We start from the raw sequence: 22,893 nt of genomic DNA on the forward strand, positions 1-22,893 counted from the left end.
GCTGGCTCAGTCGCGCTGCCAGAGCACGTCGACGTAATACTCTTCACCGTCGTAGTGGATCTTCAGATCGCCGTCGTAGGCGGCCTCCAGCGCGTGGCCAATGCGCCGCGCCAGGTGCAGGCCGGTGGTTGTCACGCGCAACCCGTCGGGCTCGTCGCTGATGGCCATCAGGCGCTCGAGCGGGTGCTCGGCCTTTTCCTTTTCCTCGGTGTTGCGGATCAGCCCGCTGAGCTCGTCGGCGTGCGCTTTGACGAAGGCGCCGCGCAGCCTGATGGTGCCGGCCGATACGTCTTCGGCGATGCGCTGGCAGGCCGGGCAGATCGCTTCCTCTGCGTTGCTCGCATCGATCAGGCCGTGCCAGCTCCAGCGTCCGGCCTGGTAGGCGGCGCCGCATTGTGGGCAGAGGGTGTCGCTGCGCTGATGCCAGGCCTTGAGGTAGGGGTCATGGTGTTCGGGTTGCAGAAGCTTGTCGCGCGTTTTGTCCATGGCGAAGGCCTCAATGATTGGGAGGGTGCCTTTGCAGCGTAGATCAGGCTGCAGGGCTCTTCCGCCTGCTGGCACGCGACGATTGCCGGTTGCGATGATCGGTCGCGCAAGTGCACACGCGGCGCGCTCAAAAGGGTTGCGCTTCGACGCGCTGCGTCAGCTGTTCCAGACGCAGCGCGCCCTGGGCGCGGTTGCGTACCGCCATCCAGTCCTCCAGTGCCGCCAGCGAGCGCGGCGGCGAGATCAGGTAGCCCTGGAACAGGTCGCAGCCGGCCTGCAGCAGTGCCGACTGCTTTTCCATGTTGTCGACGCCCTCGGCATTCACGCGCTTGCCCTGGGCGTGGCAGAAGGCGATGAGGGCGCTCAGGCTCTGCTGCATCTCCGGGCGGGTCAGCCGGGTGATAATCGCCATGTCCAGCTTGATGGTGTCGGCGGGGTACTCGAGCAGCTGCTGGATCGAGGTATAGCCGACGCCGAAATCGTCGATGGCCACGCGAAAGCCTGCGCGGCGAATCGCCTGGACCACTTCCATGGTGTTCTTGCACAGCTCGGCGGCGTAGGTTTCGGTCAGCTCGATCTCGATCCTGCCCGGCTCGACGCCGTGATGGGCGGCGCGCTCGACCAGATAGCGGCAGATGCGGTCGTCGTTGAGCTGCGCGGAGGACACGTTGATCGCCAGCAGCACGCCTTCGCCGAACAGCTGCACCAGCTTCGGGTACTCCGCCAGGGCATGATCGATGACCCAGCTGTCGATCTTCCGGAACAGCCCGGCGCGTTCGGCGATGGGGATGAACTCGCCGGGCGAAACCGTCCCGAGGATTGGTGAATGCCAGCGCAGCAGCACTTCGCAACTGACCACTGCGCCTTCGCGATCCAGCGCCGGCATGTAGACCAGCCGCAGCTGGTCGTCGCCGTCGAGCTCGCGCAGCTGGTCTTCGATCAGGCGGATTCGCTCGTTGCGTCGCTCCAGCTCGCCGCTGAAGGCCACCGCGGTGTTCTTGCCCTCGGCCTTGGCCTGGTACATGGCGGTGTCGGCGCGGGTGAGCAGCTGGGTGATCGAGTCCGCATCTTCCGGGTAGCAGGCGGTGCCGATGCTGACGCTGACCGGATACAGGCGATCCTCCAGACGAAACCCGCCGCGGCAGAGGCCGAGCAGCGCGTCGCACAATTGCTGGAGGCCGCCGTCGCCGGTTTCGCTCAGCAGCAGGATGGCGAACTCGTCGCCGGACAGGCGCGCCAGGGCCGTTTCCGTCTGCGGGTAGTCGGTGCGATGACGTTCGAGCACGCCGCGGGCACGCTGGGCGAAGATTCGCAGCAGAGCGTCGCCGGCATCGTGGCCGTGCTGGTCGTTGACCTGCTTGAAGTTGTCCAGATCGAGAAACAGCAGCGCCAGCCGCTTGTGCTTGCGCATGCACTGCTCGTACATGGCATTGGCCAGCACGCCGAAGTGCGCCCGGTTGCTGACCTGGGTCAGGCTGTCCTCCCAGGATATTTCGCGGATGCGTTGCAGCGCCTCGGTGTTGCGGTCGTGCAGGGTCTTCATGTTCACCGTCAGCCGGCCGATCTCGCCGCCATCGGTCGGCTCGTCGAGCGCGTCGCGCTTGCACAGCAGCAGGTCGGTGAGCTGGTCGTCCAGCTGGCTGATGGGGCCGGTAATGGAACGGCGGATCAGCCACAGCAGCAGGCCGATGGAGATCAGGCAAATAAGCGCGCCGCCGGCGATGAAGGCGAGCCCCAGGGTCTGCAGGCGCTCGGCGGTGTAGTGCGACGCCGGTGTCAGCCGAGCATGCAGCGAACGCGACAGCGAAACCCCGGCGGACAACCCGGCGACCGCCGGCAACGGCTCGTCGGAGATTTCGACAGGCGCACCGTATTCGCTTTCCAGGCTGCGCTTGAGCTTGAGGAAGCGCTCCGGGCGCACCGCCAGCTGAATGGCGAAGGCCTCGGCGCGCTGGCTTGGCAGTGGCCGGCTGCTGGAGGCCGGCAGGATGAAGTCGGTGTTCATCAGCAGCGGGTCGTCATTGGCCTGCTCGACGTAGAGGGTGTTGCCGGATGCCGAAGACCGTCTGGCTTCGCTGACGATACGCTGCTGGCTCGCATTCATCGAGGCGAATGGCGACAGGCTGCTTTCGAAGTAGTAGGCCGGCCTGCCATCGGGCTGCACGACGGCGAGGGAAACGAAGGTCAGCTCGGTATTGGATAGCGAGCGGATGCTCTGCTGGATGCGCAGCCCGAGGGTGTCGTTGCGAAAGTCGGTGTCCGACTCGCGCAGGAACAGCAGCAGCGCCTCGCTATCCATGATCGAGTAGAGCACGCTGCGATTGAACGCCTCATAGTCCAGGTAGGCGGAGGTCAGCGCCGAGAGCTGCTGCTCCAGGCGCGCCTGCTCCAGCCCCAGCAGCGAGGCGCGCTGGGTCAGGTAGGCGGTGGTCGAGGCAACCAGCTGGATGATCAGAATGACCGGAAAGATCACCAGCAGCGTGCGTTTACCTAGCGTCATGGGCGTTGATCAGTGCACTGATGATGCGCCGCCGCGTCTGCGTGCCCTCCAGCGGTCGCGTCTCGTAGACCTGGCTTCTCTCCAGTACCGCTTCCGCCGGGTAGATGGTCGAATCCGCGCGGATATCCGCCGGCAGCAGTGCCCGCGCCGCAGCGTTCGGTGTGGCGACGCCCAGATCGGCGGCATTCAGGGCGGCGATTTCCGGCTGCTGGAGGAAGTCGAGGAAGCGCCGCGCCAGCGCCTTCTTCGCGGTGCCGGTCGGTATCGACAGGCAATCGACCCAGAGCAGCGTGCCCTCTTCGGGCACTACGTAGCGCCAGGGCTCGCCGTCGACCCCTTCGACTTCGTTGAGCACCTGCTGGTCGCCGCTGTAGGCCAGGGCCATGTCGGCCTGGTCGAGGTAGCGCTGGCTGCGCAGTGAAGTGATCACGTACTCGTAGGTCAGCACGGCGCTGGACTGGGCCATGAGCAGATCGAAGGCGGCCTTGAGTTCGTCGTTGTTCGAGGTGTTGATCGAATGGTTCTGCAGGATCAGCGGACTGGCGAGGATGTCCTCGTGGTCCTCCATCATGATGATGTGTGGCTCGTCGGCGCGAGCCGGTTGCAGCAGGTCCTTCCAGGATCGTGGCGCGCTTTCCAGGCGGTCGCTGCGATAGGCGATGCCGAGCGTGCCCCACAGGTAGGGCACGCCGTAGCGCCCGCAGCTGTTGCGCCAGCGTTGCGGGACATGACGCAGCGTCGGCAGCTGCTTGTCGTCGATCGGGTCCAGCAGGCCGCGGGCGCCAAAGCGCGAGGCGCTGATCAGCTCCGTCAGGGCGATATCGATCTGATGCTCGGGCTTGGCGAGGACTTCGTCGCGCTTGTCGCCGCTATCGAAGTAGATCTGCCTGATCTCGACCCCGGTTTCGGCTTGCCAGCGTTCGATCACCGCTTCGCTGAGGTATTCCTCCCAGGTTAGCAGCGTCAGGTGTTCGGCCGCGTGCACGGGAGTTGAGGGAAACAGCAGGCTGACCGTCATCAGCAGGGTGCTGCGCATACGCCATGGCGCCGGTTTGTTGTTCTTCTCGGTCATTGATCATCCATCCCAGGCATTTGGCCGCCGTGGCAGTGGCAGCGCATTCGACGGGTCTACCCAAGTTATCGGCAACCGATGATGGCACTTTAATGGCGTCATAGAGTCGGCGGCAATGAATTTGTAACCTTGTCCGCGTCCGTTCCGATCGGTGGCCCTCGAAGCCGGTCAGCCAGACGGGTTGTTCGTCGCAGATGGCGTACCGGCACTCGATTCTTGAGCCAGACTCCAATACAGCCCGTGCCAAACCGAGGAGCCTGCCATGACCTTCAAGATCCCCTTCTACGATCGAGTCCAGGCAGGTGAGGCGCTGGCCGAGCGCCTGGTGCAGGATGCCGACTGGCGCGACGCCCTGGTCCTGGCGCTACCGCGCGGCGGTGTGCCGGTGGCATTCGAGGTGGCACAGCGGCTGGGCCTCGAGCTTGACATTCTGGTTGTGCGCAAACTCGGCACGCCGGGCAATCGCGAACTGGCCATGGGCGCCATCGCCAGCGGCGGCGTGCGTGTGATGAACGACGATATCGTGCAGTACATCCACGTCTCCAGGGCCGAGATCGCCGGCACCATCGCCCAGGAAACCCATGAGTTGCAGCGGCGCGAGCAGGCCTATCGCGGTGAACGACCGCCGCCGCTCATCGCCGGGCGTGCCGTGATCCTGGTGGACGACGGGCTGGCGACCGGCGCGACCATGCGCGCCGCGGTGCAGGCGGTGCGCCACCTGGGCGCGACGTGCATCACCGTTGCGGTGCCGGTGGCGGCTGCGCAGAGCATCGCGCAGCTGGAAAAACTGGCGGATCGCGTCGTTTGCCTGCATGTACCCCATGACCTGTATGCCATCGGTCGCTGGTACGAGCATTTCGAGCAGACCCCCGACCGCCAGGTGGTGGAGCTGCTACAGCGCGCGTGGACCCAGGGAGGGCAGGCGGCATGACCGCGCTTGCGGCGACACCCATGCGCTTCACGCTCGGCAAGGCACGCCTGCATGGCGAGCTGTGCCTGCCGCCCGCGGCCACCGGCCTGGTGGTGTTCGTCCACGGCAGCGGCAGCAGCCGGCACAGCCCGCGCAACCGCAGCGTGGCGCATTGCTTCAACGAAATGGGACTGGCGACCCTGCTCTTCGATCTGCTCACCAAGCACGAGCAGCCCATCGACGAGATCACCCGGCAGCTGCGCTTCGACATCCCGCTGCTCAGCCAGCGCCTCAGCGGCGTGGTCGACCAGCTGAGCAGCGATGCGCGCTTGCACGATCTGCGCATCGGCCTGTTCGGCAGCAGCACCGGCGCCGCCGCGGCGCTGACCACCGCCGCCTCGCGGCCGGCGGACATCGCCGCGGTGGTTTCCCGTGGCGGCCGGGTCGACCTGGCGGATCTATCGCTGGCGCGGGTCAAGGCGGCTTCGCTGTTCCTCGTCGGCAGCGGCGACCTCGAGGTGCTGGAACTCAACCGTGCCGCTGCTGCCCGTCTGCAGTGCGTGCATCAGCTGGTGGTGGTACCGGGGGCGACGCACCTGTTCGAGGAGCACGGCACGCTGGAGGAGGTGGCGCGGCTGGCCGGCGACTGGTTCCTGAGACACCTGTGCTGATCCTGCCGCGGGCCGCAGCTGGGAGAAACAGGCGGTGCAGCGCCGCTGGCCAGGCCGAACGGCAATCTGCTGATACAAGGCTCTTCGCGGTGTTTGGTGGACAGCGGCGAACTCTTGGCCTCGACTTGTAACAAAGATCGGAATGCCAAGGAGGTTGTGATGACACAGGCCGCATGGCGTCGCGGGGCCACCGACGCACTCTTCTGGTCACTGCTCTATACCGCACTCTGGGCGCTGTTCGCTGCCGGACAGGGCTGGGTGCTGGGTGTGCCGACGATCACCCTGGCCGTCGCGCTGAGCCTCTGGCTCGGCCTGCGCCCGATGGCCATGCGCCTGGCGGCGCTGCCGGCGTTTCTCGGCTTCTTTCTCAAGCACATGCTGCTCGGTGGCTGGGATGTGGCGCGGCGTGCGCTGCAGCCAGGCTGTCCGCTGCAGCCGGCGTGGCATCCCTATCCGCTCACCATCCAGTCGCCGCGGGTGCGCCTGTTGCTCTCGGCGATGGTCGGGCTGTTGCCCGGGACCCTGGCGTCGCGAGTCGATGCCGACGAGATGCGTGTGCACGTGCTGGATGAGCGCCTGCCCTGGCAAGCCACCGTGGCCGGACTGGAACTGCGCCTGGAGCGGCTGCTGGGCGCGGAGGGGCGGCCTTGATGGCAGTGTTCTGCGCACTTCTGCTGCTGACCCTGATCATCGGCCTGTGGCGCGTACTGCTCGGTCCGCGACGGGTCGACCGGCTGCTTGCCGTGCAGCTGTTCGGCACCACCGGCACGGCGCTGCTGCTGGTGCTGGCGCAGTGGCAGGGCGCGCCGGCACTGCGCGATGCGGCGCTGGTGCTGGCGCTGCTGGCGGCGATGATCAGCGCCGCGCTGGTACAGCTGCTGCGACGTAGCCGCCATGAGTGAACTGCTCGACTTCTTCAGCTGGCTGCTGCTGGCCGGTGGGCTGGGGTTCTTCGCCGCCGGGAGCATCGGTCTGCTGCGCTTTCCCGATACCCTGAGTCGCCTGCACGCGCTGACCAAGGCCGACACCCTCGGCCTCGGCCTGGTGGTCGCCGGCCTTTCGCTGCGCGCCGGCGGGGTGCTGGAAGTCGCGCAGATGCTGCTGATCTGGCTGCTGGTGCTGGCCTCCGGCGCCACCGCCTGTCAGCTGCTGGCACGTCAATCCGACGAGGAGGACGGCGATGACTGACTGGCTGCTGGATGCGGTCCTCGGCCTGTTGCTGCTCGGTCTGGCCGGTGGCGCGCTGCATGTGCGCCAGCTGTATGCCGGCGTGTTGCTGTTCATTGCTTTCGGGCTAGTGCTGGCGCTGGTCTGGGCGCGGCTGGGCGCGGCCGACCTGGCGCTGGCCGAGGCCGCCATCGGCGCCGGGCTGACCGGTGTGCTGCTGTTCGCCGCGCTGGCGCGTCAGCCACGGGCCGGCAGCGAGCCGCAGCTGTCGCGCCGCCGGCGTCTGGCCGCGGTGGCGGTGGTGCTGCCGCTCCTGTTGATGGTGTTGCCGCAGCTAGCGCCGCTGGCCGAACTGCAACCGAGCGTGCCGACGCAGATCGATGCCGCGCTGGCGCAGAGCGGCGTCGAGCATCCGGTCACGGCGGTGCTGCTCAATTTCCGCGCCTGGGACACCTTGCTCGAGCTGGCCGTCCTGCTCCTGGCCCTGCTCGGTGCACGGCAGCTCGGATCGCTGCAGCCGCAGCTGAGCGAGCCCTGGCCTATGCTGCGCGCCTGGGGCCGAACACTCGCGCCGCTGCTGGTGCTGGCCGGCGGCTATGTGCTCTGGCGTGGTGCCGCCTCGCCCGGCGGTGCCTTCCAGGCCGGCGCGCTGCTGGCCTCCGGCATCGTCCTGCTGCGTCTGGCTGGTGCGTTGCCGGCGTTGCGCTGGGGCTTCTGGCCGCTGCGTCTGCTGGTGCTGGTCGGCCTGCTGCTTTTCGTCGCGGTGGCGGCAGCCTGCGCCTGGTTTGGCGATGGCTGGCTGCAGTACCCGACCGGCTGGGCCAAGCCGCTGATCGTCGTCATCGAGGCCGCGGCGACGCTGTCCATCGCCGCGAGCCTGAGCCTGCTGGTGATCGGCGACGACCCGGAGCCGCAGTCATGAGCGTCACGCTGTTCTGGATCGCCGTCGGCTTCGCCCTCTGGCTGCTCGGCCTGCACGGGTTGCTCACATTGCGCCATGCGCTGCGACGGATCATCGCCATCAACCTGATGGGCAGCGGCGTGTTTCTGGTGATGATCGCCCTGGCGGCGCGTCACGACCCGAGCGATCCGCTGCTGGTGGCGCTGGTGGTTACCGGGCTGGTGGTGGCGGTGAGTGCGACCGCGCTGGCGTTGCGCCTGAGCAGTGCGCTGGCCGCGTCGAAGGAGCACGAGCGATGAACGCCGCCCTGGTCAGCCTGCTGCTGCCCCTGGCCGGCGCCTTGCTGCTGATCCTGCTGCGCCCGGCACGCAGCGGCCGCTGGGTGATCGCGCTGAGCCTGGGCGCGCTCCTGGCGGCGATCATGGCGCTGCAGGTGGTGCTCGATCATGGCGAGCGCAGCCTGCTGGTCGGTGGCTGGGAGGCGGGGCTGGCGATCCGTTTCCGCCTGACCCCACTGGCCGCGCTGCTGCTGGTGTTCACGTCCGGGCTGCACCTGCTGGTGGCGCTGTACGCGGCGCGCATCGCCCATGCCGCCGGGAATCAGGATTACTGGCCATTGTCCTGCCTGCTGCACGCGGCACTGGCCGCGCTGTGGCTGTCGGCGGACCTGTTCAACCTCTACGTGACGCTGGAGTTGCTCAGCCTGGCCGCGGTGGCGCTGGTGTCGCTGGCCGGGCGCAAGGCCTGGAAGCCGGCGCTGAACTACCTGCTGCTGTCGCTGGCCGGCTCGCTGGCCTACCTGCTCGGTGTGGCGCTGATCTACGGGCGCTACGGCGTGCTCGACCTGGCCGTGCTGGCGCAACTGACTGAGGCTGATGGCGTTACCCATCTGGCGCTGCTGCTGATGACTCTCGGGCTGATGCTCAAGGCCGCGCTGTGGCCGCTGCACCTGTGGTTGCCGCCGGCCCACGCTGCGGCACCGACTGCGGTCAGCGCGCTGCTCTCGGCGCTGGTGGTCAAGGGGCCGCTGTACATCCTCTGGCTGATCTGGAGCGAGATTGCCCCGGCTGAATTCGGCCGCGACGCCGGCCTGCTGTTCGGCGCCGCCGGTGTGCTGGCGCTGGTCGGCGGCGGCTGGTCGGCGCTGCGCGCGCCGCGACTGAAGACGCTGGTGGCCTACTCGACGGTCGCCCAGCTGGGCTACGCGCTGCTGGCGCTGGGGCTGTTGCTGCATCTGGACGAACCGCGCCTGCATGCGGCCCTGTGGCTGTTCGTGCTGGCCCACGGGTTGGCCAAGGTCTCGATGTTCCTCGCGGCCGGCGAATTGCAGAGCATTCTCGGCAGCAAACGGGTGAGCGGCATGAAAGGCGCGAGTCAGAACGTGCCGATCGCCCTGGCGGCGTTCGCCGTGGCCGGCGGCAGCCTGATCGGTTTGCCGCCCAGTGGCGGTTTCCTGGCCAAGTGGCTGTTGTTGCAGCCGCTGTTCGAACGGCCGCAGCACTGGCCCTGGGCCTTGGGCGCATTGCTCGGCACGCTGATGTCGGCGGCCTACGTGTTTCGCGTCGTCGCCCATGGATTCGACCGTGCCCGGCCGAATCCACCGAGCATTCATGCCGACCGTCTGGCGCAGTGGCTGGCGTTGCTGCCGGCGCTGCTGGTCTGGGGGCTCGCGCTTATCAGCGAGCCGCTGCTGCTCTGGCTGGGAGGGCTCGGGCGATGAGCTGGCATGCGTTTCTGCCACTGGGCATCGTGCTCAGCTCGCTGCTGCCGGGCCTGGTGATCTTCGGCCTGCGCGAGGACCGGCAGCGCCTGCGCGTGACCCTCAACCTGCTCGGCGTGACGCTCAAGCTGGTGCTGGTCGGCAGCATGCTCTATGGCGTCAGCCAGGGCAGCGAGTACCGTTTCAGCGTGCCGCTGTTGCCGGGCGTGCCGTTGGTACTGCAAGCCGATGCGCTGGCCCTGCTGTTCGTCGCGCTGTCGTCGCTGCTGTGGGCGGTGACGACGATCTATGCCATCGGCTATCTGGAAAACTCGCCGCTGCGCTCGCGCTTCTTCGGCTACTTCAGCCTCTGCGTAAGCGCCACGGTGGGCCTGGCGCTGGCCGGCAATCTGGTCAGCTTCCTGCTGTTCTATGAACTGCTGACCCTCGCCACCTTCCCGCTGGTGGTGCATCGCGGCACGCCGGAGTCGCTGGCCGCGGGGCGTGTCTATCTGGCCTACACCGTCGGTGGCGGGTCGCTGGTGCTGATGGGCGTGGCCTTGCTGCACAGCCTGGCCGGTACGCCGGATTTCCAGGCCGCCGGCTACCTGCTGGACGCGGTCGGCGAGCATGATGTCGGGCTGCGCGTAGCCTTCGCCCTGCTGATTCTCGGCCTCGGCGTGAAGGCCGCGCTGATTCCGCTGCACGGCTGGCTGCCGCAGGCGATGGTCGCCCCGGCGCCGGTCAGTGCCTTGCTGCACGCGGTGGCGGTGGTCAAGGCCGGGGCCTTCGGCATCGTGCGGGTGGTCTACGACGTCTTCGGCGCCGAGGCGCTGACGCAACTGGATCTCACCACGCCGCTGCTCTGGCTGGCGGCGGCGACCATTCTCTATGGCTCGCTGCGCGCCCTGCAGCAGCAGGAGCTGAAGAAACGCCTGGCCTACTCGACCATCAGCCAGGTGTCCTACGTGACCCTCGGCGTCGCGCTGCTCGGGCCGATCGCGGCGGTCGGCGGCCTGGTGCATCTGGTCCATCAGGGGCTGATGAAGGTCACGCTGTTCTATTGCGCGGGCAATTTCGCCGAGACGCTGGGCATTCACCGTATCCGCGAGATGGACGGCGTCGGCCGGCGCATGCCCTGGACCATGACCGCGTTCTCCATCGGCGCACTGGGCATGATCGGCATTCCGCCGATTGCCGGCTTCATCAGCAAATGGACGCTCGGCCTCGGCGCGCTGGAGGTCGGTCAGGACTGGGTGCTGCTGGTGTTGCTCGGTTCGGCGCTGCTGAACGCCGCCTACTTCCTGCCGCTGCTGTGGCGGGGCTGGTTCGCCGAGCCGGCGGACTGGCACCAGAACCGCTGGGCCGATGAGCGTTTCGAAACCCACTGGATGCTGTTGCTGCCGCCGCTGCTCACGGCGCTGCTGTCGCTGCTGGTCGGCCTGCTGGCGGCCACCGCGCTCAGCCCGCTGGGCTGGAGCCAGTTGATCGTCGAGCGGGAGTTCGCCATATGAACGCCTGGCTCTGGTTGCTGGTGCCTTTCGCACCGTTGCTCGGCGGCGTTCTGCTGTTGTGGCTGCGCGACCGCAGCTTGCCGTGGCTGTGGATGGCCTGTGCGCCGGCGCTGCTGGCGGCGCTGCAAACGCCGCCAGCGTTGGAGTTGCCGTGGCTCTGGGAGGGCGTGCGCTGGGGTGCCAGCGATATGCTGACCCGCACCTGGCTGGGCTTTACTGCCGTGCTCTGGAGTTGTGCGGCGATCTTTGCCAACAGCAGCCTGGCCACCGATCGGAAGCGGCTGCGCTTCTGGGCGTTCTGGCAACTGGCGCTGGCCGGCAACCTGCTGCTGATCATCGCCACCGACGCATTGAGCTTCTACCTTGGCTTCAGCGCCATGAGCCTCGCGGCCTACGGGTTGATCGTGCAGCGCGGTGGACCGGGACCGCGGCGGGCCGGACGGCTCTATCTGCAACTGGCGATCTGCGGCGAGATGCTGCTGCTCGCCGGGCTGCTGCTGCGCAGCCACAGCACCGAACAGGCCTTCGACTTCGCCACCTGGCAGGCGCAGCCGATCGACCACCTGACCCTGGCCCTGCTGGTGCTCGGGCTCGGCCTGAAGGCCGGTTTCTGGCCGCTGCACGTCTGGCTGCCGCTGGCCCATCCGCAGGCACCGGCGCCAGCCAGCGCGGTACTTTCCGGGGCGATGCTCAAGGCCGGCATTCTCGGGATCTGGCGCTGCCTGCCGGAGAGCGATCCGACGCTGGCGGCCTGGAGCACGCCGCTGCTGATCGCCGGCCTGTTCGGCGCGCTCTATGCGGCTGCGCTGGGGCTGTGCGCGGCCAAGTCCAAGGCGGTGCTGGCCTGGTCCTCGGTGAGCCAGATGGGCTGGATGCTGATGATCCTGGCACTGGCCTGGAGCCCGGAGGCGCCGTCTGCGGCGCTGCTGACGGTGCTGGTGCTGTTCGGCGTGCATCACGGGCTGGCCAAGGGCGCGCTGTTCCTTGCCGCCGGGATGGTCCACGAAGGGCGGCTGTCGCGTCCGGGCTGGGTGCTGCTGATGCTGCCGGCGCTGGCGATCATGGGCGCGCCGTTCACCAGCGGCGCGGCAGTGAAGTACCTGCTGAAGGAGGCCTGGCATGAAAGCGCCTTCGTCGCCTGGTTGCCCTGGCTGACCCTGGCCAGCTTCGCCACCGCGTTGCTGCTCTGGCGCGCGCTCTGGCTGATGTGGCGCGATCAGCCGCACGCCAGCACACGCGCGCCACTCGGCCAGTGGTTGCCGTGGGCGCTGCTCAGCATGGCGTCGCTATTTGTGCCCTGGTTCTGGCCGACCATGCGCGAAGCGCTGCTGGCTGGGGTGTATCCCGCGGGCCTGTGGTCGGCACTCTGGCCGCTGCTGGCAGCTCTGGGTCTGACGCTGCTGGCGCTGCGCCGTGGCTGGAGGGTGCCGTCGCGGCTGGCGCAGTTGCCCAATCCGGCAATTTGGGCGTCGCTGTACCTCACCCGCCTGCTGCGCCAGCCGCCACTGCCCGTACCCGGGGTGCAGCTTGAGCGGAACCGCTGGCGGGCGCGCGAACGGCGCTGGAATCGGCAGTGGGAACGCGGCGTCCTGACCCTAAGCGCCTGGCTGCTGGTGGCGCTGTTGTGGCTGGGCTGGCTGTGGTGAGCGATGGGATCAGGGCAGGGCTTTCTCTGCGTAGGGCCGGGTATCCAGGCCCAGCTGGGCGCGGAAGCTCTCCATGTCGAACATCGTGCAGATCTCCTGCACCTGCTGCGTCGGGGTGATGCTCCAGAAGGCCATGGCGGAAATGCTGAGCACCTTGTCGCTGGGCGGATAGCCGAACGCCGGCTGCTCGATGGTGCCGATCAGCGTGCTCCAGGTGACCACCCGGTTGCCTTCGGCGATGCATTCCTCGACCACCACTTCCAGTTCCGGCATGGCGTGGCGGATCTGCCGGACCATGTCGAGAAACTCGGCGCTGGCGAGCGGCCGGCCGATGAAGGGTAAGCGTCCGGCCAAGTCACCTTCCGAACCCCAGCATTAAGGGCGATGGTGTCCGCGTATTTTTAAGCGGACGCGATAGCCCTTATCGCCGGTATTGCCATGCGCCAACGAAGCTCTTACCCCCAACCGTTCAAGGCCCAGGTTGTTCAGGAGTGCCTGCAACCCGGTGCGACCGTCTCCAGCGTGGCCATCCGCCACGGTATCAACGCCAACGTCATTCGCAAGTGGCTACCGCTTTATCGAGATCAACTGCCTGCGGCGTTGCCGGCGTTCGTTCCATTGAGGGCTACGCCGAAACGGTCGGCTGAAGCATCGGTGATTATCGAGCTAGCGCTTGGCGAGCAATCGATCACGGTGAAATGGCCGGCCTCCGATCCTGATGGATGCGCCCGCTTTGTCCGTGGGCTCGCCCCGTGATTCGCATCGATACCATCTGGCTCGCCCCCGAGCCGATGGACATGCGGGCTGGCACTGAAACCGCGTTGGCTCGCGTGGTGGCGGTGTTCGGTGCGGCGAAGCCGCACTGCGCCTATCTCTTCGCCAACCGCCGCGCCAACCGGATGAAAGTCCTGGTGCACGACGGTGTCGGTATCTGGCTGGCCGCGCGGCGCTTGAACCAGGGCAAGTTCCACTGGCCTGGCATCCGGCACGGCTCGGAAGTCGAACTCGACGCCGAGCAACTTCAGGCGTTGGTACTGGGGCTGCCCTGGCAGCGGGTCGGTGCCGGCGGCACGATCACAGTGTTGTAGCATCGGCCATTAGTCCATCGGGGTATCTGCGCTGACCGCCTGCTCTGGCACAATCAGCGGCATGACTTCCTCGCCCAATCTCGCCCAATTGACGCCTGAGCAGCTGCGTGCACTGGCCGCGCAGTTGCTCACGCAGGTCGACGCGATGGGCAAAAAGATCCACCGCGATCAAACCATTATCGAACAGCTCACCCACGAAATTGCCTGGTTCAAACGGCACAAGTTTGCCAAGCGCAGCGAGCAGCTGAGCCCTGACCAGGGCAGCCTGCTGGATGACCTGCTCGACACTGACATCGCCGCCATCGAGGCGGAGTTGAAAGCCGTCAATCCCCCGGTTGCGCCAGCCGAGCCCCGCCAACAACCCAAGCGTACAGCGCTGCCCGCGCAATTTCCGCGCACCGTGATCCATCACGAGCCGCAGAACACTCAGTGCGCCTGCGGCTGCCAGCTGCAACGCATCGGCGAAGACGTCAGCGAAAAGCTGGATTACACACCGGGTGTGTTCACGGTCGAGCAGCATGTGCGTGGCAAATGGGCCTGTCGCCAGTGCGAAACGCTGATCCAGGCACCCGTGCCGGCCCAGGTGATCGACAAGGGTATCCCCACCGCCGGCCTCTTGGCTCACGTGATGGTGGCCAAATTCGCCGACCACCTGCCGCTGTACCGGCAAGAGAAAATCTTTGGCCGGGCTGGCCTGGCCATCGCGCGCTCGACACTGGCGCAGTGGGTCGGGCAAACCGGTGTGCAGCTTCAGCCGCTGGTCGATGCGCTGCGCGAAACCGTGTTGACCCAGCGCGTGATCCACGCCGATGAAACCCCGGTGCAAATGCTCGCCCCAGGCGAGAAGAAAACCCATCGGGCTTACGTCTGGGCCTACAGCACCACCCCCTTTGCTGATCTCAGGGCGGTGGTGTACGACTTCAGCCCCAGTCGTGCGGGCGAACATGCGCGCACTTTTCTGGGTCAGTGGAATGGCAAGCTGGTCTGCGACGACTTCGCCGGCTACAAGGCCAGCTTCGAGCAGGGCATCACCGAAATCGGCTGCATGGCTCACGCCCGCCGCAAGTTCTTCGATCTTCACGCGGCGAACAAAAGCCAGTTGGCCGAACAGGCACTGCACTCAATAGCCGGCCTGTACGAAATCGAGCGGCAAGCGCGCGACCTGAGCGATGAGGAGCGCTGGCGAATGCGGCAGGAAAAAACGGCTCCCATCCTCGCCACGCTGCATGCCTGGATGCTCGCCCAGCGCGACCTCGTGCCCGAGGGCTCGGCCATCGCCAAAGCCCTGGATTACAGCCTCAAACGTTGGGCTGCACTGACTCGCTACGTCGAGGATGGTGCCGTGCCCATCGACAACAATTGGGTCGAGAACCAGATCCGGCCATGGGCGCTGGGTCGCTCAAACTGGTTGTTCGCCGGATCACTGCGCAGCGGTAAACGGGCAGCAGCGATCATGAGTCTGATCCAGTCGGCGCGGATGAATGGGCATGATCCGTATGCCTATCTCAAGGACGTGCTGACACGACTGCCAACGCAGCGGGCGAGTGAGATCGAGCAACTGCTGCCGCATCAGTGGGTACCCACCTGAGTCACGCAAGGTGACTTGAGCGGACGCTTACGATGAAGGAGCTCTTGTAGAGAAAATCCTTGCTGTGCAGGTGCTCGGCCAGCGCCAGGCGCCCTCCAATGGGCTGCAGATAGCTCGGCAGCGAACTCTAGCAGCGGCCAGGGCCGTGCGGGAGTGCCGTTCGGTCAGTCGGCCTGCAGCCGGATGCGGAAAGCCGCGCCACCGAGCGCCGACTCGCCGAGACTGAGCTCGCCACCGTAGCTGTCGAGAATGTCCTTGACCACCGCTAGGCCAATGCCCTGGCCGGGGTGCTGGCCGTCGAGGCGCTCGCCGCGGCGGATGATGCGCTCGCGCTGGCCGACCGGCACACCCGGGCCGTCGTCCTCGACGCCGAGCAGCAGATCGCCTTCGTGATGGCTGGCGCTGATGCGCACCTGCTGCAGGCACAGGCGGTAGGCGTTCTCCAGCAGATTGCCGAGCAGCTCCATCAGCGCGCCCTGTTCCATCGGCACCAGGCAGGGCTCGACGAGCTGCATCTCGATCTGCACGTGTTTGTCGCGGTAGACCTTGTCCAGCGTGCTGCAGAGGCTGATCAGCAATGGCTTCAGTTCGACCCGGTGTCGCACCAGGCCGCTCTTGCCGAGGCTGGCGCGCTGCAGCTGGTAGCCGATCTGCTGGCTCATGCGTTCGATCTGCGCCTGCATCACCTGCGCCTGCTCGCGGCTCTGCGTCTGCGCGGCGAGGGTTTCGCCGACGCCCTGCAGCACGCTGAGCGGCGTCTTCAGGCTGTGCGCCAGATCGCCCAGGGAGTTGCGGTACTGCTCGCGCTGGCGCCGCTCGCTGTCCAGCAGGCGGTTGAGCGAGCGGGTCAGGCGCAGCAGCTCCCGGGGGTGGTCGTCGCTCAGGTGCTGGCGCTGGCCTCCTTCGACCTGATCGAGCTCGGCGCTGACGCGTTTCAGCGTGCGAAAGCCCCAGGTCAGGCCGAGCCATAGCAGGATCAGCAACACCAGCAGGCCGCTGCCGAGCCACAGGTAGAGCTGCCGGCGAAACTCGTCGAACAGGCTCAGGTATTCGCTGGTGGGCTGCATGGTGACGAAACTGAAGGCGTTGTCGCGGCTGCCGGCCAACTGCAGTTCGACGTCGTAGACGAAGTACTCAAGTCCCGCCGCATCGCGGGTGCGCAGAAATTCGCTGGTGCGGCCCTCGTAACGCGGGCGGTAGTCGATGCGCTCGTCGGCGGCCGAGCGTGAATGCCAGACCAGGTCGCCGCGGCGGTCGTAGATGAAACCGAGCAACTGCGCGTCGGGCAGGTTGAATTCTTCGTCCGGCATCCGCTCGGGCATCAGCAACCGGCCGTCTTCGACATGGGCGGCAGTGATCAGGGTGCTGGCATCGGCGGCCAGGCGTTGCTCGATGACGCGTTCGAAGGTCAGGCTGAAGGCGCCCTGCAGCGCCGGCAGCAGGGCCAGCATGAACAGCGCGGCGAGGCCTGTGGCGCCGAGCATCAGCCGCAGGCGCAGCGACATGGCACCTCTCAGTGGGTGGCGCACGCGCGCTTGCAGGCGGCGCCAGCGTCGATTCATCGGCAGCGCTCGGTGAAGAGGTAGCCTAGGCCGCGCACGGTTTCGATGGGCTTCATCGCGCACTGCGCCTCCAGCTTGCGCCGCAGCCGGCCGACCAGCACTTCGATCACGTTCGGATCGCGCTCCTCGTCACCGCTGTAGAGCTGCTCCATCAGGCGCTCCTTGGCCACCACCTGCTGCTGATGACGCATCAGGTATTCGAGGATGCGGTATTCGTAGGCGGTCAGCGCCAACGGCGCGCCATTGGCCGTGGCCTGCTTTCGATTGAGGTCGAGCAGCAGCGGGCCGGCTTCGATGGTGGCCTGGGTGAAGCCGCTGGAACGGCGCAGCAGAGCGTTCAACCGGGCTTCCAGTTCCTCGAACTGGAACGGCTTGACCACGTAGTCGTCGGCGCCTGCGGCCAGGCCTTCGACCTTGTCCTGCCAGTTGCCGCGCGCGGTAAGGATGAGAATGGGGAAGCTCTTGCCGCGGCTGCGCAGCTGGCGGATCAGGTCCAGCCCGCTGATGCCCGGCAGGCCGAGATCGATGACGGCCAGGTCATGGTTGAATTCGTGGGTCTGAAACAGCGCTTCCTCGGCGTTGGGCACGGCGTCGACGACATGCCCGCTTTCGCCGAGTCGGGTCTGCAAGTGGTGGCGCAGCAGCGCCTCGTCTTCCACCACCAGCACTTTCATTGGCTTGCTCCCCGTGCAAAAACGGCCAGGTTCTCGCCCTGGCCGTCGTTCAACGTTCTGTCAGCGTAACGCCATCAGAAGTGATAGTTCAGACCCAGATAGGCCTGCTTGCTGCTGTGCAGGTCGATCGAGCCGAGCTTGCCGACGCCGCGCTCGGATACTTCGGTACCGGCGTTGCTGCGCAGGTAGCGGTAGCCCGCTTCCACCGAAGTGTTGTCGCCGAGCTTCTGCAGGATACCGGCCTGCAGGCCGACCAGGTAACCGATGTCGCTGTCACGGCTGTAGCCCCTGGACTCGTTCTCCAGCTTGGTCAGGCCGGCGCTGGCGCCGCCGAACAGGCGGGTGGTGTCACCCAGTGGGAGAAACAGGTCGTAGCTGCCGAGAAGGTTCTGCTGACGCAGCTTGAAGGTGCTGCCGTAATCGTCCGAGACGTTCTCGTAGGTCATGTAGTAACGACCCTCGTCGGTCATCTGGCCGGCGCGAACACCCCAGGTGCCGCTGTTCCTGATGGTGTCATCGAAACGGTTCTCGCCACCCATGCTCTGCTTCAGGGCGCTGGAACGATCGGTATTGACGGTGGTTTTGCCCCAGGTGAGACCGGCGAAGTTCTCCGCGGCGTGGGCGCCGAAGCTGAGGATGCCGAGGGACGTGGCCAGGGCCAGGGTGCTGAGTTTTTTCATCGGTGACTCCTTTTCAGGCAGCGGGATACTGACGGCCCCTAGCCTGAACGGGTGTCACTGAACCCTGCCTGAACCCCAGCTGAACCTGCGCTGAACGAGCGCCACCTGGTGCGCCGTCGGTCCGCTTTCGGCCTTCACGCGATCTGTTCCGGCTCGCTTTCGTCGTCCACATCGGCGTCGTCGTCCGGGTAGCTGCGCAGGATCGGCGGCTGCTCGGCATCGTCGATCCACCACTGCAGCTCGGCCTCGACACGGGTGTCGTCAGCGATGCCGAGGCGGTTGTTCAGCGGGCATTGCTGCGTCGGGGTGGCGATCAGCGTGCCGCTCTGCGCGGTCTGGGCATTGCCGGCCCTGCCACTGGAGCGCACCTTCAGACGAAAGCGGACCTGCTGCCCGCTGCCCTTGAAGCACAGGGCGAGCGAAAGCCGGCTTTGCTCGGCCGGTTGCAGCTCGAAACTGACGGCTACCGGTGCATCGGCAGGGGCGGGGGTGGCTGCGAGCAGCCAGGTGGTGAGGGTCATGGTCAGCATCCGTTCTGTTTCCGTTGAAGCCCGTCCGTGGCTGGAGGGTGGTTGCGCTACTGCTGGACGATGGTGGCGCTGTTGCCGGTGCCGCTCTGGTGGATCGTCGCGACGCCGGGCAGGCGGGTGAAGTCATTGGCCGGCAGGCTCTGGCGGATCATCGCCTCGTTGGCGCTGCCCAGTTGGGTGATGGTGGCCTGATGACCGTAGTTGCCCTGTTCGATGCTCGCCAGGTTGTCGTTGCCGTTCTGGATCACCGTGGCCTGGTTGGACATGAAGCTCTGGGCGATGTCGACGCTGTTACCGCTGCCGGTCGACGAGCCACTGATGCGGCCGCCGAAGCCGTTCTGGTCGACCGTCAGCCGGTTGCTGTCGCCGCTCTGGGTGAAGTCGAGTTCGTTGTGGTAGTCGTTCTGCTGAATCTCGGCGATGTTGTAGGTGCCGGCCTGGGCGATGTTCATGCGATTGCCGTCGCCCTGGTAGATGTCGGCCAGGTTGCCCAGACCGTCCTGGGACACGTTCATCCGCGACCCTTCGAAGTAGCCCTGCTGGTCGAAGGTCAGCACGTTGTCGTCGCCGCGCTGCTCGATCTGTGCCGTGACGAAGGCGGTCTGGCTGCCGGTGATCTGGTTGCCGTTGCCGATGCTGCTGGCATCGACCGTGCTGGTACGTCCGGTCTGTTCGATGGTGGCGACATTGGCGTTACCGATCTGCTGCAGGTTGGCGACCTTGAAGTAGGCCTCGCCGATCTGCGTGATGCTGGCGGTGTTGAGGTTGCCGATCTGGCTGACATCCATGGTGCTGGACTCGACCAGGCCGGTCTGTTGCAGCTCGGCGACATTGTCCGTGCCGACCTGCTCCAGTTCGATGCTGTTCTGCGCCATGGCCTGAGTGGCGGCGAGGGTGAGCAGGGTGGCAATTGCCGTAGGCTTGAACATGAACTCTCCTGATCGCTAGCGACCCTGCACGATATTGATCTGCTGGCCGACGCCGTATTGCGTCACCGCGCTGCGCAGGCCCTGGCCGGTCTGCTCGATGCGCGCATCGTTATAGGCGCCGTACTGGCTAATGCTGGCCTGGTTGTCGCTGCCGGTCTGGCGGATTTCGGCGTAGTTGCCCTGGCCGACCTGCTCGATGACCGCCATCAGGTTATCGCCGTGCTGCAGAATGAAGGCTTCCTGGTCGCCGCCCTGCTGCAGCATCTGCGCGCTCAACGCCTGGCCGTTCTGAGTCAGCTCGGCGAGATTGCCCTGGCCCAGCTGCTGGATGTAGGCGGCCTTGGCGTCGGTCAGCTGAACCGCAAGCTGGGAGGTGGTGCTGGTGCCGAGGGGCGATAGATCGCCGTTGTCCATCAGGTCGGCGGCCATCAGCGGCGCGCAGGCCAAGCAGGCAACCAGGGCAGACAGTGATGTGGCGCGGGGCAGGGCGTAACGGGCCATTGGCATGTACCGGATGACAGTGGTCGCGATTCTTGAACGCGGCGGACGCCCTTGAACATCCATCGGATGATGTAAAAGGCGTAGCACGAGCAATTCGCTCGGGATTAATGCCTGGCACGGGCGTGACGCTTTCGCACCGTGCCAGAGCGTCTCAGTGACCTGCCGTTCCGCTAGGCCGCCCGTCGCTGCGGGACGCTACTCAAGCGCTACAGGACTTGTCCCAGTCGAGATGACTGCGCAGCAGGTACGCCGCCTCGGCCCGATTGGAGGCGCCGATCTTGCGCAACAGATTGTGGATATGACTCTTGATCGTGTGCGGGCTGAGGCACAGCTGCTCGGCGATTTCCGCATTCGACAGCCCCTTGCCGGCGAGGCTCAGGATCTCGCGCTCGCGCAGCGTCAAACTGGACTTGGTTTCAGCGAGCTGGCGCATGCGCCGCCACTGGCCCAGCAGCCTCTCGGTGAGGACCCTTGGCAGCCAGTCGCCACCCTTGAGCAGCACGCGGATGCCCTCGAGCAGGTGCTCGCGGGTGGCGTGGCTGTAGAACACTCCGCGAATCACCGGGTGTCTTTCGACCAGCTGCTCGGCCTGCTCGGGGACGATATTCACCAGCGCCACCGGTATGTGCTCGTCGAGCTGGTCGATCAGGCTGGATATCTGTTCGGCTTCGCTATGGCCGGCGTCGACCAGAAACAGGTCGGCTCCGCGATTGTCCGGTGATTGCAGTCCGGTCAGCGCAACTTCGACTTGCGCCTGTTCGCCTAGAAAGTGGCGAAAGAACAACCCAAGCAGTTCATTGCCGGTTAACAGCGTGACAGTTGGGGAGGATGTGTCCCGTGTAAGCTCCGCGTCCATGTTCGGTACCTAGTCAGTCGGGCGTGATTGATTAAAAAGTTACTAAACGACCAGCACCTTGCAGCGAAGTTCAGCCGAGAGATGGCGAACGGGCATTATCCAGCCAGCACGTGCACAACTCCGCCAGGGCGAACGCGAGGTATCGAAAAGGGCGCGCGTTTTTGCACCGGGCGGCTGCTAAGGTAGGGGAATGATCGCGACCACCTCTGCCGTTTCGTCTCGTGAACTGACCCTGCGTGCCTTGCTCACCGGTCTGCTGCTGGGTGCGCTGCTGGCACCGTCGAATGTCTACTCGGGCCTCAAGATCGGCTGGTCGTTCAATATGTCGATCATCGCGCTGCTGATCGGCTTCGCGTTCTGGCAGAGCATTGCCGTCGCGTTCGGCCGCCCGCGCTGGTCGCTGCTGGAAAGCAACATCAACCAGACCACCGCCTCGTCCTGCGCCTCGATCATCTCCGGCGGGCTGGTGGCACCGATTCCCGCCTATACCCTGCTCACCGGTCAGCAGCTGGACAGCCTGCCGCTGATGGCCTGGGTGTTCTCGGTGAGCTTTCTCGGGGTCTGGGTGGCCTGGTACCTGCGACCCTCGCTGATCGTCGAGTCGGGGCTGCGCTTTCCCGAGGGCATGGCGACCCTGGCGACGTTGCAGCAGATCTACAGTCATGGCGCCGAGGCCGGGCGCCGGCTCTGGGTACTGGGCGGTGCCGCCGTGCTGGCCGCGGGGAGCAAACTGGTCGATACCTTTTTCTGGACGCTGCCGCGCTGGGCACCTTCGGCGCAGCTGGAACGCCTGACGTTCAGCTTCGAACCCTCGCTGCTGTTGCTCGGCTTCGGCGGCATCATCGGGTTGCGCGTCGGCCTGTCGCTGCTGCTCGGCGCCGTACTGGCCTGGGGCCTGATCGCGCCCTGGCTGCTGGCCGAGGGACTGGTGCGCTTGCCGGCCGCAGCCCAGGGGCCGCAGTTCGCCGCGCTGATCGAATGGCTGTTGTGGCCGGGCGTGAGCCTGATGGTCTGCGCGACGCTGACCTCGCTGGGCCTGCGCCTGCTGCGCTCACGCTCGCCAACGACACTCCGGCGGCCGGCGCTGCGGCGCCCGCACGGCTGGCCAGCGGCCGGTTTTGCGCTGTCGGTAGGACTGGTGCTGGGGCTGCAGGTCAGCCTGTTCGGCATCGACCCCTGGCTGGCAGCGCTGTCGATTCCGCTGGCGTTGCTGCTGGCGATGGTTGCCGCGCGGGTGGTCGGCGCGACCGGGATTCCGCCGATCGGCGCCATCGGCCAGCTGTCGCAGCTGAGCTTCGGCGTGTTCGCCCCGGGCCAGGTGCCGGTCAATCTGATGAGCGCCAACACCGCCGGTGGCGCGGCGGGGCAGTGCACCGATCTGCTCAACGACTTCAAGGTCGGGCATGCCATCGGCGCTGCGCCGGGGCGTCAGGCGCTGGCGCAGTGCTTCGGCATTCTGCTCGGCAGCGTGGTCGGCGTACTGGCCTATCAGCTGCTGATTCCCGATCCACAGAGCATGCTGATCACACCCGAATGGCCGGCTCCGGCGGTTGCCACCTGGAAAGCAGTGGCCGAAGCCTTGACCGGCGGCCTGGGCGCGCTCGCTGCCGACATTCGCTGGGCGATGCTCGCTGGTGCGCTCTGCGGGGTGCTGCTCGGGACGCTGGAAGGGCTGCTGCCCGAACGCCGGCTGCGCTGGTTGCCGAGCTCCGCGGCGCTCGGCCTGGCATTCATCATTCCGGCGTCGATTTCGCTGATGATGACCTTAGGTGCCGTGCTCGCCTGGGCCTTCGCGTCACGCTGGCGCAGCCTCGGCGAGCGCTTCGTGATCGTCGCCGCGGCCGGCTTGGTGGCCGGCGAGAGCATGGCTGGCGTCGGCGCCTCGCTCTGGCAGCTGCTGCGCTGATTGGCGGCAACAG

24 protein-coding genes and 1 pseudogene are annotated in these 22,893 nt (G+C 66.5%); 14 read left to right on the forward strand and 11 right to left on the reverse strand.

Going from position 1 to position 22,893, the window contains the following annotated elements; translation table 11 throughout:
• Positions 1-6: 6 nt before the first annotated feature.
• From F753_RS30855 to F753_RS30865, 3 genes are all read right to left on the reverse strand, one after another.
• On the reverse strand, positions 7-486 hold the full coding sequence (locus F753_RS30855; RefSeq protein ID WP_023444511.1) for a BCAM0308 family protein: 480 nt from the start codon (positions 484-486) through the stop codon (positions 7-9).
• A gap of 127 nt (positions 487-613) precedes the next feature.
• Positions 614-2,986, reverse strand: coding sequence for a putative bifunctional diguanylate cyclase/phosphodiesterase (locus F753_RS30860; protein ID WP_023444512.1), 2,373 nt, complete (start codon positions 2,984-2,986; stop codon positions 614-616).
• Entirely contained in the window at positions 2,973-4,058 is a 1,086-nt protein-coding gene (locus F753_RS30865) for an ABC transporter substrate-binding protein (protein ID WP_023444513.1), read from the reverse strand. The genes F753_RS30860 and F753_RS30865 overlap by 14 nt, the downstream gene beginning before the upstream one ends.
• Before the next feature lie 262 nt (positions 4,059-4,320).
• Between F753_RS30865 and F753_RS49810 the strand changes: the two genes are divergently transcribed.
• The 10 genes from F753_RS49810 (at position 4,321) to F753_RS30915 (ending at position 12,566) form a co-directional block, all read left to right on the forward strand.
• The gene (locus F753_RS49810; protein WP_023444514.1) at positions 4,321-4,989 is read left to right on the forward strand and encodes a phosphoribosyltransferase; all 669 of its coding nucleotides are present in this window, start codon (positions 4,321-4,323) and stop codon (positions 4,987-4,989) included.
• Positions 4,986-5,639 carry a dienelactone hydrolase family protein gene (locus F753_RS49815; protein ID WP_023444515.1) on the forward strand — a complete coding sequence of 218 codons (654 nt, stop codon included), beginning with the start codon at positions 4,986-4,988 and terminating at the stop codon, positions 5,637-5,639. The genes F753_RS49810 and F753_RS49815 overlap by 4 nt, the downstream gene beginning before the upstream one ends.
• A 159-nt stretch (positions 5,640-5,798) precedes the next feature.
• A complete protein-coding gene (locus tag F753_RS30880) occupies positions 5,799-6,290 on the forward strand; it encodes a Na+/H+ antiporter subunit E (RefSeq protein WP_023444516.1) in 492 nt (163 codons plus the stop codon).
• The gene (locus F753_RS30885) at positions 6,290-6,541 is read left to right on the forward strand and encodes a monovalent cation/H+ antiporter complex subunit F (protein ID WP_003302945.1); all 252 of its coding nucleotides are present in this window, start codon (positions 6,290-6,292) and stop codon (positions 6,539-6,541) included. The genes F753_RS30880 and F753_RS30885 overlap by 1 nt, the downstream gene beginning before the upstream one ends.
• Positions 6,534-6,827, forward strand: a complete 294-nt coding sequence (locus tag F753_RS30890; protein ID WP_014821872.1) for a cation:proton antiporter — start codon at positions 6,534-6,536, stop codon at positions 6,825-6,827. Before F753_RS30885 ends, F753_RS30890 begins: the two co-directional genes overlap by 8 nt.
• Complete coding sequence (locus tag F753_RS30895) at positions 6,820-7,728, forward strand: hydrogenase subunit MbhD domain-containing protein (RefSeq protein ID WP_023444517.1); 909 nt, start codon at positions 6,820-6,822, stop codon at positions 7,726-7,728. The genes F753_RS30890 and F753_RS30895 overlap by 8 nt, the downstream gene beginning before the upstream one ends.
• Complete coding sequence (locus F753_RS30900; protein ID WP_023444518.1) at positions 7,725-8,006, forward strand: NADH-quinone oxidoreductase subunit K; 282 nt, start codon at positions 7,725-7,727, stop codon at positions 8,004-8,006. The genes F753_RS30895 and F753_RS30900 overlap by 4 nt, the downstream gene beginning before the upstream one ends.
• Positions 8,003-9,427, forward strand: a complete 1,425-nt coding sequence (locus F753_RS30905; RefSeq protein WP_023444519.1) for a complex I subunit 5 family protein — start codon at positions 8,003-8,005, stop codon at positions 9,425-9,427. Before F753_RS30900 ends, F753_RS30905 begins: the two co-directional genes overlap by 4 nt.
• Positions 9,424-10,920, forward strand: coding sequence for a complex I subunit 5 family protein (locus F753_RS30910; RefSeq protein ID WP_023444520.1), 1,497 nt, complete (start codon positions 9,424-9,426; stop codon positions 10,918-10,920). The genes F753_RS30905 and F753_RS30910 overlap by 4 nt, the downstream gene beginning before the upstream one ends.
• On the forward strand, positions 10,917-12,566 hold the full coding sequence (locus F753_RS30915) for a complex I subunit 5 family protein (protein ID WP_023444521.1): 1,650 nt from the start codon (positions 10,917-10,919) through the stop codon (positions 12,564-12,566). Before F753_RS30910 ends, F753_RS30915 begins: the two co-directional genes overlap by 4 nt.
• A 9-nt stretch (positions 12,567-12,575) precedes the next feature.
• Here F753_RS30915 and F753_RS49925 read toward each other — a convergent pair.
• A pseudogene (locus F753_RS49925) lies at positions 12,576-12,905 on the reverse strand (ester cyclase); the annotation flags it as partial.
• Between the two features lie 99 nt (positions 12,906-13,004).
• On the opposite strand from F753_RS49925, the gene tnpA reads away from it, so the two are divergent.
• The 3 genes from tnpA (at position 13,005) to tnpC (ending at position 15,242) form a co-directional block, all read left to right on the forward strand.
• Positions 13,005-13,322, forward strand: coding sequence for an IS66-like element accessory protein TnpA (tnpA, locus tag F753_RS49495; protein ID WP_021702849.1), 318 nt, complete (start codon positions 13,005-13,007; stop codon positions 13,320-13,322).
• Positions 13,319-13,654, forward strand: coding sequence for an IS66 family insertion sequence element accessory protein TnpB (tnpB, locus tag F753_RS49930; protein WP_023444523.1), 336 nt, complete (start codon positions 13,319-13,321; stop codon positions 13,652-13,654). Before tnpA ends, tnpB begins: the two co-directional genes overlap by 4 nt.
• 61 nt (positions 13,655-13,715) lie before the next feature.
• On the forward strand, positions 13,716-15,242 hold the full coding sequence (gene tnpC / locus F753_RS30935) for an IS66 family transposase (protein WP_021702851.1): 1,527 nt from the start codon (positions 13,716-13,718) through the stop codon (positions 15,240-15,242).
• 164 nt (positions 15,243-15,406) lie between these two features.
• Here the strand turns inward: tnpC and F753_RS30940 are convergent, their stop codons facing one another.
• The 7 genes from F753_RS30940 to F753_RS30970 form a co-directional block, all read right to left on the reverse strand.
• Complete coding sequence (locus F753_RS30940; RefSeq protein WP_023444524.1) at positions 15,407-16,804, reverse strand: ATP-binding protein; 1,398 nt, start codon at positions 16,802-16,804, stop codon at positions 15,407-15,409.
• Positions 16,801-17,478, reverse strand: coding sequence for a response regulator (locus F753_RS30945; protein WP_014821866.1), 678 nt, complete (start codon positions 17,476-17,478; stop codon positions 16,801-16,803). Before F753_RS30945 ends, F753_RS30940 begins: the two co-directional genes overlap by 4 nt.
• Before the next feature lie 74 nt (positions 17,479-17,552).
• Entirely contained in the window at positions 17,553-18,158 is a 606-nt protein-coding gene (locus F753_RS30950) for an outer membrane beta-barrel protein (RefSeq protein ID WP_014821865.1), read from the reverse strand.
• Positions 18,159-18,292: 134 nt separating this feature from the next.
• Positions 18,293-18,688 carry a hypothetical protein gene (locus F753_RS30955; RefSeq protein ID WP_014821864.1) on the reverse strand — a complete coding sequence of 132 codons (396 nt, stop codon included), beginning with the start codon at positions 18,686-18,688 and terminating at the stop codon, positions 18,293-18,295.
• Positions 18,689-18,735: 47 nt separating this feature from the next.
• The gene (locus F753_RS30960) at positions 18,736-19,617 is read right to left on the reverse strand and encodes a hypothetical protein (protein WP_014821863.1); all 882 of its coding nucleotides are present in this window, start codon (positions 19,615-19,617) and stop codon (positions 18,736-18,738) included.
• A gap of 15 nt (positions 19,618-19,632) precedes the next feature.
• Positions 19,633-20,118 (reverse strand): curli production assembly protein CsgB, encoded by a 486-nt coding sequence (locus F753_RS30965; RefSeq protein ID WP_023444525.1) that lies wholly within the window; start codon positions 20,116-20,118, stop codon positions 19,633-19,635.
• 199 nt (positions 20,119-20,317) lie between these two features.
• Entirely contained in the window at positions 20,318-20,902 is a 585-nt protein-coding gene (locus F753_RS30970; RefSeq protein WP_014821861.1) for a helix-turn-helix transcriptional regulator, read from the reverse strand.
• 262 nt (positions 20,903-21,164) lie between these two features.
• Between F753_RS30970 and F753_RS30975 the strand changes: the two genes are divergently transcribed.
• Positions 21,165-22,880, forward strand: a complete 1,716-nt coding sequence (locus tag F753_RS30975) for an OPT family oligopeptide transporter (protein ID WP_023444526.1) — start codon at positions 21,165-21,167, stop codon at positions 22,878-22,880.
• Positions 22,881-22,893 lie beyond the last annotated feature (13 nt).

Origin of the sequence: Stutzerimonas chloritidismutans AW-1 (assembly GCF_000495915.1) — a bacterium.
Lineage (GTDB): Bacteria > Pseudomonadota > Gammaproteobacteria > Pseudomonadales > Pseudomonadaceae > Stutzerimonas > Stutzerimonas chloritidismutans.